Consider the following 16,017-nt stretch of genomic DNA (forward strand, 5'->3'; position numbering starts at 1 on the left):
GTTAATTCAATTTTGTTTTTGCTCATATAATATTGAGGATAACTGGCTCTTAATTCTGCTACAGTCAGATCTAAATGTGCTAAATGAGTCAAAAATAACGCAACACCAACCAAACTATCTCTTCCGTAATGACTTTCTGGATAAATGATTCCACCGTTTCCTTCACCACCAATTACAGACTTGGTTTGCTTCATTAAATCTACCACATTTACTTCTCCAACAGCACTAGCTTGATAGTTTCCGTTGTGTTTATTTGTAATATCGCGTAAGGCACGAGACGAACTCATGTTTGAAACTGTGTTACCCGGAGTCTTACTCAATACATAATCGGCACAAGCTACTAAAGTATATTCTTCACCAAACATTTCTCCATCATTTGATATAAAAGCCAATCGATCAACATCAGGATCAACTACAATTCCGAAATCTGCTTTTTCATCTAAAACTAATTTACAAATAGCACCCAAATGTTCTTTTAAGGGTTCAGGGTTATGAGGAAAATGGCCGTTGGGTTCACAATATAATTTTACAACCTCTACACCCATTTGCTCTAATAAATCTGGAATAACAATACCCCCAGAAGAGTTTACCCCATCAACAACAACTTTAAATTTACGCTTTTTTACTGCTTCAGCATCAACCAAAGATAAATTTAAAACTTGTTCTATATGAATATTCATATACGAATCGTTTACAGTAACATCACCAAGAGTATCTACATCTGCAAAATCAAAAGTTTCCGCTTCTGCTATTTCTAATATCAACTCGCCTTCAGATCCACTTAAAAACTCACCTCTGTCATTTAATAATTTTAAAGCATTCCACTGTTTTGGATTATGCGATGCAGTTATAATAATACCACCATCAGCTTTTTCCATTGAAACAGCAATTTCGACTGTAGGTGTTGTAGACAAACCCAAATCAATTACATCAATACCTAATCCAATTAAAGTATTTTGAACTAAATTATGAATCATAGGTCCCGAAATTCTCGCATCGCGACCAATAACAACTTTTAATTTTCTTTGCCCATCTCCCAATTTTTTAATTCCTTCTTTTAAAAAAGTTCCATAAGCTGCAGCAAATTTAACAGCATCAACTGGTGTAAGGTTTTCTCCTACTTTTCCTCCAATTGTGCCACGAATTCCTGATATTGATTTTATTAATGTCATTTTATTTAAATTTTGGGTAATTTGTAAAAGGGGATCTTTTAGTAAAACAAAGATAGCAACTTTAACACAAAAAAAAACTTATAAAATTTTAGTATATTTACCTACTAAGCAAAAACTTATTGCTAAAAAATGTTAAATCAACTTCAAAATATGAACTTTCTTGCCCATATATACCTTTCAAACGACAATGATTTAATAAAAATAGGCAATTTTATGGCTGATGGAATTCGAGGAAACGATTATTTAAATTATCCACAAGGTGTTAAAAAAGGTATAATTCTTCATCGAAAGATTGATACCTTTACAGATGCTCATGAGGTTTTTAGAATTAGCAAACACAGGTTACATGAGCGTTATGGACACTATTCTGGTGTGATAGTTGATATTTTATACGATCATTTTTTAGCAAAGAATTGGTCAAAATATTCCGAGGAAACTTTAGATAAATTTGTGGCTCGTTTTTACAAATCATTAAAAGACAATTATGAGGTTTTAACGCCTCGAACTAAACGAATTTTACCCCTAATGATTGAGCAAAACTGGTTGCTAAGCTATGCTACAATTGAAGGAATTTCAAAGATTTTATATCAAATGGATTCTCGAACAAAATTTAAATCAAAAATGCAGTTTTCCCCAGAAGAATTAAAAATTTTTTATACGGAATTTGAAAATGAGTTTACTTTGTTTTTCGAGGAATTAAGAATTCATGTTGCCCAAAAATTAATCGAATTAAAAATACAATATCCATGAAAAAAACAACAGTTTTTTTAGCATTCGTTTTTATGTCGTCGTTTGCTCAAAAAGGGTTAGTATCGTCAAACGCAATGGTAGTTTCTGCTCGTAAAGAAGCTTCAGAAATTGGGGCTGCCATAATGCAAAAAGGAGGAAATGCATTTGATGCAATGGCTGCAACTGAATTAGCTTTAGCGGTTTGTTTTCCTAATGCTGGAAATATTTCAGGTGGTGGATTTATGGTTTACAGATTAAATAACGGCGAAATTGGGGCTTTAGATTATCGAGAAAAAGCACCCTTAAAAGCATCTCAAGGCATGTATCTAGACAGTAAAGGCAATGTGATTCCTAATTTAAGTGTTGACGGTGCATTAGCTGTAGGAGTTCCTGGTACTGTGGCAGGCATATTTGCTGCTCATGAAAAATTTGGGAAATTATCAATAGAGGAAATTATGTTACCCGTAATTGCGTTAGCCAAAAAAGGTGTTATAGTTACACAAAAACAAGAAAAACGACTTGCAAAACATCATGATGATATAATAAAAATTAGCGGCCCTAATACTTTATTTTCTAAACATTACAAAGAGGGAGATACCATTAAATATAATGCCATTGCACAAACTTTAACACGTATCATGAAAAATGGTAAAGACGAATTTTACAAAGGAGAAACTGCACAAAAAATAGTTTCATTTATTCAAAAAAATGGTGGCATAATTTCTATGGAAGATTTAGAAAAATACGAAGTTAAATGGCGTAAACCAATTACTTTTAATTACAATGACCTAAAAATAATATCTATGTCACCACCCTCAAGCGGCGGAATTACATTGGCTCAGATTATGAAAATGATTTCTCCATATGATGTTTCTAAACTTGGGCATAATTCAGAAAAATACATCCAATTACTAGTAGAAGCTGAGCGAAGAGCTTATGCCGATAGAAATTTTTTTTTAGGTGACCCCGATTTTGTATTAATACCAAAAAACAACTTAATAGACTCCACCTATTTAAAAAATAGAATGAATGATTTTAGCTGGAAGCAAGCTTCAAAATCATCTGATATTAATCATGGCAAAATGTCAATTTACGAAAGTAACGAAACAACCCACTATGCTATTGTTGATTCTTTTGGAAATGCTGTTTCGGTTACAACAACATTAAATGGAACTTTTGGATCTAAACTTTTTTCAGATGAGTTGGGTTTCTTTTTCAATAATCAAATGGATGATTTTTCGTCTAAACCTGGTGTCCCTAATCTGTATGGGCTTATAGGTGCAAAAGCAAATGAAATTGCCTCAGAAAAAAGAATGTTGAGCTCAATGACCCCAACAATTGTTGAAAAAAACAATCAACTATATATGGTTTTAGGATCACCTGGTGGATCAACAATAATTACATCTGTTTTACAGACCATTTTAAACGTTAACGAATTTAATATGACCATGCAAGAAGCCGTAAACCAACCAAGGTTTCATCATCAATGGATGCCCGACGAAATTTGGATAGAAACAGCTGGCTTTTCTTCTAAGCTTCTTCAAAATCTTTTACAAAAAGGATATAGCATTAATAAAGAAAAAAATCCTGTTATTGGAAAAGTAGATGCAATTTTAATATTACCAAACAAAAAATTAGAAGGCGGTGCTGATCATCGCGGTGATGATTCGGCTGTTGGTTTTTAAATTTTGATTAAAAAAAAGCAGAACCATATCTTCTTTTTTTAATCAAAATGAAGTAAAATACCTGTCAAATTTAACCGATTAATTTTTTTTAGGTAAATTAAAAAACTTTATGTTTAAAGTAAAATTCTTTCAAAATCCATTCAAAATTGGTAATTTCGCAAGAATTAAAAAACATACATAATGTCTACGAAAAAAGTCAACCCTTTTTTTCGGTTTATAAATAAAAACTTTAAACGATTAGAGCAATTTGTTTTTCTTTTAAAAACATTTTTAACACCCCGACAATTTATTTACTTTTCATGTATATTGGTAGGTATTTCTTCTGGATTGGCTGTAATTATATTAAAAACTTTTGCACATAGTGTTTATCAGTTTTCGCAATACTTAGATGGCTATCTTCATCTACCCTATAGCAACAGTATTTTACCTGTAATTGGAATTGTTTTAACTGTTTTTGTTGTTCATAAATTTTTAGATGGTACGATTCAAAAAGGAACATCACATATTATGTATGCCGTGGCTAAGAAAAGAAGCGTTATGCCCCTTAAACAGTTATATTCACAAATTATAACAAGTTCATTAACCGTAGGTTTAGGAGGTAGTGCTGGGCTAGAATCACCAATTACAATAACTGGTGCAGCTTTTGGAAGTAATTATGCTCAAAATTATGGATTAAATTATAATGATCGAAGTTTATTATTGGCATGTGGAGTGGCTGCCGGAATTGCTGCCGCTTTTAATGCTCCAATTGCTGGTGTTTTATTTGCAATTGAGGTCGTTTTAGCAGAAATAAGCATCACAGCATTTATTCCTATAATGATTAGTGCAGCTACAGGAGCTTTAATTTCTACAATTGTTTTAGATGAAGATGTTTTAATTTCCTTTAAAAGTGTTGAAGTGTTTGATTATTATAACATTCATTTTTATGTTTTATTAGGCTTATTGTCAGGTCTTTTTTCTATTTATTATGCAAGATATTTTAGAAAAATAGAACATTATTTTGCCAAAAGCAAACTGAGTATTTATCATAAAGCCTTGTTTGGAGCCGGAATTTTAGCTTTATTAATTTTCTTATTTCCAAGCCTTTTTGGTGAAGGTTATAGCAGCATTAAAACCATAGCCGACAACCATCCAGAAAAAATATTAGAAAATACTTTAGCCTCTGGCTTTAAAAACAATAAATGGGTTTTACTTGCCTTTGTTGGAATTACTATGCTTGTTAAAGTTTTTGCCACCGGTCTAACTTTAGGCTCAGGCGGAAATGGAGGTAACTTTGCTCCTTCACTATTTGTTGGTTCATATCTGGGTTTTGTATTAGCTTATTTTGTTAACTTAATTGGTTTATCTAAGCTGCCTGTTACTAATTTTACATTAGTTGGAATGGCAGGAGTATTAAGCGGATTATTTCATGCCCCTTTAACAGCTATTTTCTTAATTGCTGAAATTACAAGTGGTTATGAATTGATGGTTCCTTTAATGATTGTTTCATCTGTAAGTTATGCCATTTCTAAGCGTTTTGAACCATATTCTTTTGACATAAAACATTTAGCAGATAAAGGAGAAGTTTTTACCAACAACAAAGACAAAAATATTTTAACAACGTTAGAATTGTCAAAACTTATTCAAACCAATTATAGTGCAATTTCTGTTTCTGCTAATCTGGATGAATTAATTGAAAAAATTCATGATTCAGATCAATTTGTTTTTCCTGTACTAAATGAAAATGGTGAGCTAGAAGGTTTGATTTATTTAGATAATGTTAGAAAATACATATTTTCTTCTTTTAAAATAAAATACACAGCTACAAATGAAGTAATGCATCAGCCTAAAGAAATTGTTTTTTATGATGATATTATGGAAACCGTGATGGAAAAGTTTGAAAAAAGTGAATTAATGGTGCTACCCGTTCTTCAAAAAGGCAAATTCATTGGTTTTATCAATAAACCTGCTGTATTAATAAAATATAGAGAAAAACTTAAAGAAATGGTTATTGAATAAAATTGGAAATTAATGAAATCCTAACAAAAATCTATAATTTGATTTATCAAAAATCTTTTTAAAAATAGTATCTTTGCTTTTTGCCAAAAAATTATGCTAAAAACAGAAGAAACTATAGAAATTATTGGAGCTCGTGTCCATAATTTAAAAAATATTGATGTCATTATTCCTCGTGAAAAACTGGTTGTTATAACTGGCGTTTCGGGTTCCGGAAAATCTTCCTTAGCTTTTGATACTATTTATGCTGAAGGTCAACGCAGATACATTGAAACTTTTTCTGCCTATGCCCGCCAATTTTTAGGTGGTTTAGAGCGTCCCGATGTTGATAAAATTGACGGTCTATCTCCCGTAATAGCTATCGAACAAAAAACTACTAGTAAAAGTCCGCGTTCAACCGTGGGAACTATTACCGAAATTTATGATTTTCTTCGCTTGTTGTACGCTCGTGCTGCAGATGCTTTTAGTTATAATTCTGGAGAACTAATGGTATCTTACTCTGACCAACAAATAAAAGAATTGATTTTACATAACTTCAATGGAAAACGAATCAATATTTTAGCTCCTGTAGTTCGTTCTCGAAAAGGTCATTATCGCGAACTTTTTGAACAAATTGCTAAACAAGGCTTTCTAAAAGTACGTATTGATGGAACCATTCGAGATTTAGACGTAGGCATGAAGGTCGACAGATACAAAACCCATGATATTGAAATTGTAATTGACAGAATGGCTATTGATACTACAGAAGAAACTGATAAAAGACTTACAGAAAGTATCAAAACAGCCATGTATCAAGCTGAAGATATTATGATGATAATTGAACAAGAAAGTCAAGAAATTAGATACTTTAGTCGCAATTTGATGTGTCCAACTTCTGGAATTTCGTATCAAAATCCTGAACCTAATAACTTTTCATTTAATTCGCCAAAAGGAGCTTGTGAAAACTGCAACGGTTTAGGTGTTGTGAATGAAATCAATTTAAAAAAAATAATTCCCAATCCAAAATTATCTATAAAAGCTGGCGGTTTTGCTCCTTTAGGAGAAATGAAATCGTCATGGATTTTTAAACAATTGGAAATTATAGCCCAAAAATATGAGTTTAAACTTTCAGATGCTATAGAAACCATTCCGGATGAGGCCATGGAAATGATTTTGAATGGAGGAAATGAAAAGTTTTCGGTAGTTTCAAAAGTAATGGGAATAACTAAAGAATATAAGATTGATTTTGAAGGAATTTCAAACTTTATTAAAAATCAATATGATGAAAGTAATTCAGCATCATTAAAACGATGGGCTAAAGAATTTATGGACGAAAATGATTGTTCCGTTTGTCGTGGCAACCGTTTGAGAAAAGAGTCACTTTATTTTAAAATCGACGACAAAAACATTGGGGAATTAGTTCATATGGACATTTCTGAATTGTCGCTATGGTTTAAAAATTTACCTGAAAAATTATCTGAAAAACAAAATGCCATAGCTGTTGAAGTCATTAAAGAAATAGAAACACGTTTGCAGTTTTTATTAGATGTTGGTTTAAATTATTTATCCTTAAACAGAAGCTCCAAATCTCTTTCAGGTGGTGAAGCACAACGCATTCGACTGGCTACACAAATAGGCTCACAATTGGTTGGTGTTTTATATATTTTAGACGAACCAAGTATAGGGTTACATCAAAGAGACAACGAACGCTTGATAAAATCATTAGAAAACTTACGTGACATAGGAAATTCAGTTATTGTAGTAGAACATGACAAAGACATGATCAAACGTGCTGACTATGTAATTGATATTGGGCCAAAAGCAGGTCGCTTTGGTGGAAAAATAATCAGCCAAGGAACTCCCAGTGAGCTTTTAAAAGAAAATACTATTACAGCTCAATACATGAGTGGTAAGATGAAAATTGAGGTGCCTAAAGAAAGAAGAAAAGGTAATGGTAATATATTAAAGCTATCTGGAGCAACAGGAAATAATCTTAAAAATGTTACAGTTGAATTTCCTTTAGGACAAATGATATGTGTAACAGGGGTTTCGGGTTCAGGAAAATCTACTTTAATTAACGAAACACTCTACCCTATTTTAAATGCTCACTTTTTTAATGGTGTTAAAAAACCTCAACCCTACAAAAAAATTGAAGGCTTAAAACATATTGATAAAGTAATTGAAATAGACCAAAGTCCTATTGGCAGAACTCCAAGAAGTAATCCCGCAACATACACCGATGTTTTTTCTGAAATCAGAAAACTCTATACAATGACTCCCGAATCAATGATAAGAGGTTACAAGGCAGGTCGTTTTAGTTTTAATGTAAAAGGAGGAAGATGTGATACCTGTGAAGGATCTGGCGTTCGAACTATAGAAATGAGCTTTTTACCAGATGTTTATGTAGAGTGTGAAACCTGTCAGGGTAAAAGGTTTAATAGAGAAACAATTGAAATTCGATATAAAGGGAAATCAATTTCAGATGTATTGAATATGACTGTTGATGAAGCTGTAACTTTCTTTGAAAATATTCCTAAGATATATCGAAAAGTAAAAACAATTCAAGATGTTGGTTTAGGTTATATAACTCTAGGCCAGCAAAGTACAACACTATCTGGTGGCGAAGCCCAACGCATAAAATTAGCTTCAGAATTGTCTAAAAAAGACACCGGCAACACTTTTTACATACTCGACGAGCCAACAACTGGGCTGCATTTTGAAGATATTAGAGTTTTAATGGGTGTACTTAATGAATTGGTAGAAAGAGGAAATACGGTTCTTATTATTGAACATAATTTAGATGTAGTAAAACTAGCCGATTATATTATTGACATTGGTTATGAAGGAGGAATAGGTGGCGGACAATTGATAGCAAAAGGAACCCCAGAAGAAATAATAAAAAATAAAAAAAGTTACACGGCTCAGTTTTTAAAAAAAGAATTAATTTAGCTTGCTTGTTAAACTAAAAAAATTGATAATATGGCTGCAGATCAATACAATAATGAAGAACATCGAATTCAAGATAAGTTTATACAAAAAACTTGGAATGAAATAAGAACAAACGACTCTTGGGCAATTTTTAAAATCATGTCTGAGTTTGTAAATGGATATGAGTCAATGGGCCGAATTGGTCCTTGTGTTTCTATATTTGGCTCTGCAAGAACAAAGCCTGAAGATCCATATTATGAATTAGCTGAAAAAATTGCTTATAAAATTAGTAAATCTGGTTATGGTGTAATTACTGGTGGAGGTCCTGGTATTATGGAAGCTGGAAATAAAGGAGCACATTATGGTGGAGGAACCTCTGTAGGGCTAAATATTGAGTTGCCTTTTGAACAACATTATAATCCTTACATAGATCGAGATAAAAATTTAAATTTTGATTATTTTTTTGTTAGAAAAGTTATGTTTATTAAGTATTCGCAAGGTTTTGTAGTCATGCCTGGCGGATTTGGAACATTAGACGAATTATTTGAAGCTATTACTTTGATTCAAACTAAAAAAATTGCAAAATTTCCTATACTATTAGTTGGAACTGAGTTTTGGTCAGGCTTAATGGATTGGGTAAAAACCACATTATTAAATAAATTTGAAACCGTAAGTGCTAAAGATTTAGATTTGATTCAAATTGTAGATAATGAAGATCAAGTTTTAGAAGCACTTGACAATTTCTATAAAAAGTATAACTTATCACCAAATTTTTAAGGTACACCTAGTTCACAAATTGATATAAATTTATTTGTGAACTATGCGTTTACAACTTATTTTATTATTAATTTTCGAGTAAACATTTTATCCTTACATGTAATTTTAATCAAATAAATACCGGCCATTACATCATTCAATGATATATTAACTTCATTTGAAAAGTAAACAACTTTTATTTTTTGTCCCATTAAAGAATAAATTTCAACTTTTGCGTCTAGTCCAATTCCTGAAATAATAATATTATTTTTTGTTGGATTTGGATAAACTAAAACACTTGCACTTTCAAAACTTTCATTGCCCAAAGTGTAAGTTTGTCCATTATTACTTCCAAAAATATAACTGGCAAGTTCAGGATGATCTATAAATGGATTTCTATTTATTTGCCAAGTATAAATATAATTGTTTCGATTCATTTCAAAATCATCTGGTGGATCTTGTTGGTGCCAATTTAATAAAGTTGCCAAATCACCTATATAACCAGTGGGCGTTTCAGAAGGGTTACCATCTACAACATTTAAAGCATTATATCGAACATCCATATACATCAATGCTCGTGCTACGTCTCCTTTCCAACTTCCTAGATTTCCTGATGGTCCATTATAATCTACACCATAATTTTTATTACTTCGCAAACTATTTTCAGAACCATCTTCAGCCCTAATATGGTGGGCATCTGCATGACCTGCTAATACATCATTAGCATTTGAAGGCAACCAAACATTTATTCCATCAGCAAAAGAAGAAGTACCACTTTGAAAACCACCTCTTGATTGCGGATAAATATGCTCCCTGTTCCAAACACCTATATTACTACTACCTGTCTGATAGTCGATTTTAGAACGAGGTTGTTCGACATACATTTGCCAAATTTGACTACCATTTTCAGGATTTTGATCAGAAGTTAGCAAGATTTCAGTAATGTCGCCATAAGAATGAGCATGAATTACATTTTGATTTGCAATTATATCTTGTAATGCTTGTTTTAATAAACTGCCCGACAAACCATTTATTGGGCTGTAATAATCTAATGGAGCTGTACTGGATACTATGTCATAAGTTGGGCTTAATGGAGTGCCCCAAGCTTGAACCACATAATCATTATCATGAACACGAACAATGACGTCATTATTGTTTAAAACATAATTTGAAGGAACATTTGTAATCGATATTTTCATCTCTTCATCCCCTTCATCTGTAACATCATCATATACAGTTATTATAACGGTAGCTATAGTTTGCCCTACGAATATTGTTGCCGTTAAATTTCCTGTAAAATCATCTAAAACAAAATTACCATTGGATAAGCTATAATTTAAAATTAAATTTGAGTTTTCAATAACATTTTGACTTGTAAATGTTATCGTTAATGATTCGCCTTCTGTCATTTCAGAAACAGAAGAAGCAAGTGTAATTCCGTTTAAAACCACACCAGTTCCATCATTATTTACACCTGGTGTTGGAGTAGCTACGGTAAAAGTTCCATCGTTATTTCTTTGAATTGATTTTGTTGTTGCACTCGATGTTTGATTCTCATTAACAAAGTTTGTAAGACCAAAAACAGACATTAAAACCGAGGGGCCTGTACTTGCATTATTTGAATATGCTAAGGCATCTATTAAATTTGTTGCATCGGCAATTGTATCCGTTGGAAAGTCGGAAGAATTTCCAATAAACAATGCAACTAAATCTGGCCCGTTTTGAATAGTTGAATTTGAAGTTACCAGAACTGGTGAAGGAGATACAAGCGAGTTACCTATTAAAACTAATCCGTTAATATCTGTTGTTAATCCATCTAAATCAATTGCATTGTAACTTAAATTACCCGTACCTGTAGACAATCCATTGTAAAAAACCAATACATAACCATTTAAAGAAAAATTTGGCACTGTAGATTTTAACTCAATAAACTCAAGCACATCCGAGCTAGGAGTATCTGCATCTAATTCATTTATGTATACTTGAGAAAATAACGAATTTGCTATAAAAAGTATCGCAATAGGGAGTGTTTTACTTAACATTTTAGGGGAAACTATTAATATTATTTAAATAAATACTTAATTTATTTATTTACAAATATAATCTAATATTTAATACAAAAAATTATGTTAATAAAGATGTAATTAAAACTATGGTTTTTTATATTTACAAAAATTAAATTATCTAATTTGAAATCTATACGTATTATTATTATTTGCCTCATGTTGTTTCAGTTTAACCTTTGGGCACAACATAATAATAATATAAAAATTAATTTAAACACAGAAACTAAAGAATTGTTAATTTATCAAGAGTTAACATATCAAAATACAACAAATGACTCTATAAAATTTATCATATTAAACGATTGGAACAATGCCTTTTCATCAAAAAAATCTGATTTAGCTAAACGATTTTCCGATGAGTTTTCAAGAAGTTTTCACTTAGCTAAAGAAGAAGATAGAGGATTTACAAAAATAAATTCGTTTTTAGATTCCAATTCAGAAACCCTAGATTATGAGTATTATAACGATCAAATTGATTTAATAAAACTCCATTTAAATAAACCTATATTACCTTTTTCTTCCCAAAAGATAATTTTAAACTATGTGGTTAAAATTCCAAATGAAAGATTTACAAAATATGGCTTTAATGATTCTGGAAAATTCTATTTAAAAGATTTTATTTTAAGTGTCCCAAGAACAGAACATAAAAAATTTATCAAACTAAACAATGAAAATTTAGATGACATTTCTAATGCATTATCTGATTATTACATAGAAATAGAAATACCTAGTAACTATACTTTATTTAGTGATTTAAATCAAACAGAATTAATAAAAAATTCGTTAACCAATACCTATAAAATAAATACCTTATCAAAACAAAACGTTACATTAGTTATTGAATCAAAAAAAGAAATAAAATTTAAAAGCTATAAAAGTCAAAATACAGAAGTGCTATCAAATTTTGAAGATAAAAATCTTTCTGATATTCAAATGGCGTTGGTAATTGATAAAATTACAAATTATGTTTCCAATAAAATAGGCCATCCGAAAGGAAAAAAAATTATTGTTTCAAATGAAGATTATGAAAAAAATCCTTTTTATGGAATAAATCAATTTCCTTCATTTATAAATCCTTTCCCCGATGAGTTTATATTTGAAATTAAATTTTTAAAAACTTATTTAAATAATCTTTTATATGAAAATTTACAAGTAAATCACAGAAAAGACCATTGGATTGAAGAAGGTATTCAACACTACATTTTAATGAATTATATAGATGATAATTACCCTAATTTTAAAATGCTGGGATCATTATCAAATATTAAAATGCTAAAAGGATATACAATCTTAAATACCAATTTTAATCAACAGTTTTATTACTTGTATTTACTAATGACACGTAAAAATTTGGATCAACCTATTGGAGATGCAAAAAATACGCTGATAAAATTTAATGAACAAATCGCCGGAAAATACAAAGCTGGTTTAAATTTAAGATATTTAAATGCCTACCTAGAAAATAATATTGTTGACAAAAGCATTGTTGAATATATTGAATTGAATAAAAAAAGTAAAACCAGCAGATCCGATTTTAAATACATACTAAAACAAAATTCAAATAAAAATATTGATTGGTTTTTTGATACTGTAGTCGAAACAAGAGCTCTAATTGATTACAAATTTGGGACTATAAAAAAACAAAAAGATTCTATTGCAATTACTATAAAAAATAGAACCCATACTAATGTGCCAATTCCACTTTATGGTTTTAATAACGAGAATATCGTATTTAAAAAATGGCTAACCAATATAAAAACAGACACAACAATAGTAATTGCAAAAAAAAATATTGAAAAACTAGTCCTAAACTACAAAATTGAAGTTCCAGAAAGCAATTTAAATAACAACAGACATTCATTAAAAGGCTTTGTATTTAATCATCGCCCTTTAAAATTTAGTTTTTTAAAAGATATTGAAAGCCCCAAATACAATCAAATATTTTATATGCCCTCTATTGAGTATAATTTATATGATGGGGTTAAATTAGGTGTTAAATTTGATAATAAATCAATTATAAACAAACCCTTTCAATTTAGCATTTCACCAGAATACTCAACAAATACTCAAAAAATTGTAGGAAGTGTTGATGGTTATTTAAATCATAATATAAGAACAGGTAAGTTATATAATATAAGGTATGGATTATTAGCTTCTTCATCACATTATGCGCCAGATGCTATGTATACAAAGTTAATTCCTTCCATACTTTTTCAACTTAGAGACTCTAACTTTAGGTACAATAAAAAAGAATTTATTTCATTATCACAATATTATGTAAAAAGAGAAAAATCAGATTTTATACAAGACATAAATACAGATAATTATTCCGTTTTTAACCTAAAATATTACAACATTCAGTCTGAGATTACAAAATACTATTCCTTCCATACAGATATTCAAATTGCAAATTCTTTTGGAAAAATTTCTGCAGAAGTTCAATACAGAAAACTGTTTGAGAATAACAGAAGAATCAATCTTCGTTTTTATTGTGGAAAATTCATGTACAGAAATACAAATTCTGATTTTTTTAGTTTTGGTATTGATAGACCTACAGATTATCTTTTTAATTATAATTTATTAGGACGTTCTGAATCAACAGGCATTTATAGCCAACAATATGTTCAAAAAGAAGGTGGTTTTAAATCAAAATTTGATACCCGATTTGTTAACCAATGGATTTCAACAATTAACGGAAGTTTTAATATATGGAATTGGGTTGAAATTTATGGTGACGCAGGACTTTATAAAAATGAATTTATAAAACCTAAATTTATTTATGACAGTGGAATTCGATTAAATCTTGTTCCTGATTATTTTGAACTCTACTTCCCAATACAATCATCAAACGGATATGAGTTAAAAAAAGAGAATTATGATCAAAAAATTAGGTTTGTAATCACATTAAGCCCAAAAACCTTACTTTCTTTATTCACAAGAAAATGGTTTTAACGCACTTAATTATTATATTCGCAGTAATAATGGTCATTTTTAAATAATTATTTATTAAAATAGAACAATATAACATCTATTTTGTTTTTTGTATAAAAAATAAAAAATTAAGTATAAATTATTAAATCAAATTATTAAATTTGTAGCTAACCCTATTTTATTCAATTTATGAACACTCAGATCAATCAAAAAATTTCATTTAAAGATTTTAAACAAGAAGTTCTTGCTGATTTTATAATAGCTATTACTAGTAGAGAATGTAGTCTTTTGGGTAGAAAAGAAGTTTTAACTGGAAAGGCTAAATTTGGAATTTTTGGTGACGGTAAAGAAGTTCCGCAATTAGCCATGGCAAAAGCCTTTAAAAACGGTGATTTTCGCTCAGGTTACTATAGAGATCAAACTTTTATGATGGCAATTGGTGAATTAAATATTGAACAATTTTTTGCAGGTTTATATGCAGACACTAATATAGAACATGACCCTATGAGTGGTGGTAGACAAATGGGTGGCCATTTTGCAACACACAGCTTAGACAAAAATGGCGATTGGAACAACTTGACTTTAATAAAAAATTCAAGCGCAGACATCTCTCCAACTGCCGGTCAAATGCCTCGTTTATTAGGCTTAGCACAAGCTTCAAAAATATATAGAAACGTAAAAGAAATTAGCAATAAAACTAATTTTTCTACAAACGGAAATGAAGTAGCTTGGGGAACTATAGGAAATGCATCAACATCAGAAGGGGTGTTTTTTGAAACTATAAATGCTGCCGGAGTACTTCAAGTACCCATGGTAATGAGTGTCTGGGATGACGAATATGGCATATCGGTTCATGCAAAGTATCAAACAACAAAAGAAAGCATCTCTGAAGTTTTAAAAGGTTTTCAAAGAGATGAAAACCATAAGGGATATGAAATTGTTAGAGTAAACGGTTGGGATTATCCTGCATTGATTGAAACCTATCAAAAAGCTGCTGCTTTAGCAAGAGAACAACATGTTCCTGTACTTATACATGTACTTCAATTAACACAACCACAAGGGCACTCCACATCAGGTAGCCACGAACGTTATAAAAATAATGAAAGATTAAATTGGGAAATTGAATTTGATTGCATTACCAAAATGCGAACTTGGATTATAGAAAACAATTTTGCAACATTAGAAGAATTAAAAGAAACAGAAAAAAATATAAAAAAACAAGTTTTAGAAGGTAAAAAATCAGCTTGGAATACCTACTTAAATCCAATAAAAAAAGAACAAAGTGAGTTGGTCGAACTTTTAAACACCATAGCATTAACAAGTTCAAACAAGGTTGTTATCGAAAAGTTTACTTCTGATCTATCTTCTATAAAAGAACCTATTCGAAAAGATGTGCTTTCAACAGCAAGAAAAGTATTGCGATTAATTAAAAATGAAACAGGTAAAATAAAGTTGTCAGAATGGATATTAGCATATATACAAAATATTCAACCTAAATTTAGTTCACATTTACATTCAAATTCAAATGAAGCGATCGGAAAAATACATGAAATTAAACCGATTTTTGATTCCGAAGAGCAACTAGTTGATGCCAGAGAAATACTTCGAAATAATTTTGACGCCATTTTTACAAAATATCCGGAAACTTTAGTTTTTGGAGAAGATGCAGGTAATATAGGTGATGTAAACCAAGGGTTAGTTGGTATGCAGGAAAAATATGGAGAATATAGAGTTTCTGACGCTGGTATTAGGGAAGCAACTATTATTGGTCAAGGA

Annotated in this window: 9 protein-coding genes; 7 read left to right on the top strand and 2 right to left on the bottom strand. The window is 30.5% G+C overall.

From position 1 onward, the window contains the following. On the bottom strand, positions 1-1,172 hold a 1,172-nt coding region (glmM, locus tag AABM47_RS09480; RefSeq protein WP_338410686.1), incomplete at its 3' end, for a phosphoglucosamine mutase. A gap of 150 nt (positions 1,173-1,322) precedes the next feature. Between glmM and AABM47_RS09485 the strand changes: the two genes are divergently transcribed. The 5 genes from AABM47_RS09485 (at position 1,323) to AABM47_RS09505 (ending at position 9,265) form a co-directional block, all read left to right on the top strand. Further along, the gene (locus AABM47_RS09485) at positions 1,323-1,922 is read left to right on the top strand and encodes an acyl carrier protein phosphodiesterase (protein ID WP_338410694.1); all 600 of its coding nucleotides are present in this window, start codon (positions 1,323-1,325) and stop codon (positions 1,920-1,922) included. Beyond that, positions 1,919-3,586, top strand: a complete 1,668-nt coding sequence (gene ggt, locus AABM47_RS09490) for a gamma-glutamyltransferase (protein ID WP_338410687.1) — start codon at positions 1,919-1,921, stop codon at positions 3,584-3,586. The genes AABM47_RS09485 and ggt overlap by 4 nt, the downstream gene beginning before the upstream one ends. A 180-nt stretch (positions 3,587-3,766) precedes the next feature. After that, on the top strand, positions 3,767-5,584 hold the full coding sequence (locus AABM47_RS09495; protein ID WP_338410688.1) for a chloride channel protein: 1,818 nt from the start codon (positions 3,767-3,769) through the stop codon (positions 5,582-5,584). A gap of 93 nt (positions 5,585-5,677) precedes the next feature. Next, positions 5,678-8,509, top strand: coding sequence for an excinuclease ABC subunit UvrA (gene uvrA / locus AABM47_RS09500; RefSeq protein ID WP_338410689.1), 2,832 nt, complete (start codon positions 5,678-5,680; stop codon positions 8,507-8,509). A 30-nt stretch (positions 8,510-8,539) separates the two neighbouring features. Then, positions 8,540-9,265 (top strand): TIGR00730 family Rossman fold protein, encoded by a 726-nt coding sequence (locus tag AABM47_RS09505; RefSeq protein ID WP_338410690.1) that lies wholly within the window; start codon positions 8,540-8,542, stop codon positions 9,263-9,265. Between the two features lie 56 nt (positions 9,266-9,321). Here the strand turns inward: AABM47_RS09505 and AABM47_RS09510 are convergent, their stop codons facing one another. Beyond that, entirely contained in the window at positions 9,322-11,286 is a 1,965-nt protein-coding gene (locus tag AABM47_RS09510; protein WP_338410691.1) for an endonuclease, read from the bottom strand. 147 nt (positions 11,287-11,433) lie between these two features. On the opposite strand from AABM47_RS09510, the gene AABM47_RS09515 reads away from it, so the two are divergent. Next, entirely contained in the window at positions 11,434-14,262 is a 2,829-nt protein-coding gene (locus AABM47_RS09515; protein ID WP_338410692.1) for an aminopeptidase, read from the top strand. Positions 14,263-14,430: 168 nt separating this feature from the next. Next, positions 14,431-16,017 (top strand): thiamine pyrophosphate-dependent enzyme (locus tag AABM47_RS09520; protein ID WP_338410693.1); only part of this gene is annotated, 1,587 nt, incomplete at its 3' end.

Source organism: uncultured Flavobacterium sp. (genome assembly GCF_963925415.1).
Classification (GTDB): Bacteria; Bacteroidota; Bacteroidia; order Flavobacteriales; family Flavobacteriaceae; genus Flavobacterium.

Excerpts from the sequence above, each read along its gene's own strand:
- AABM47_RS09495 (WP_338410688.1), top strand. The coding sequence starts at position 3,767 with ATGTCTACGAAAAAAGTCAACCCTTTTTTTCGGTTTATAAATAAAAAC.
- AABM47_RS09505 (WP_338410690.1), top strand. The coding sequence starts at position 8,540 with ATGGCTGCAGATCAATACAATAATGAAGAACATCGAATTCAAGATAAG.
- ggt (WP_338410687.1), top strand. The coding sequence starts at position 1,919 with ATGAAAAAAACAACAGTTTTTTTAGCATTCGTTTTTATGTCGTCGTTT.
- AABM47_RS09510 (WP_338410691.1), bottom strand. The coding sequence starts at position 11,286 with ATGTTAAGTAAAACACTCCCTATTGCGATACTTTTTATAGCAAATTCG.
- uvrA (WP_338410689.1), top strand. The coding sequence starts at position 5,678 with ATGCTAAAAACAGAAGAAACTATAGAAATTATTGGAGCTCGTGTCCAT.
- AABM47_RS09485 (WP_338410694.1), top strand. The coding sequence starts at position 1,323 with ATGAACTTTCTTGCCCATATATACCTTTCAAACGACAATGATTTAATA.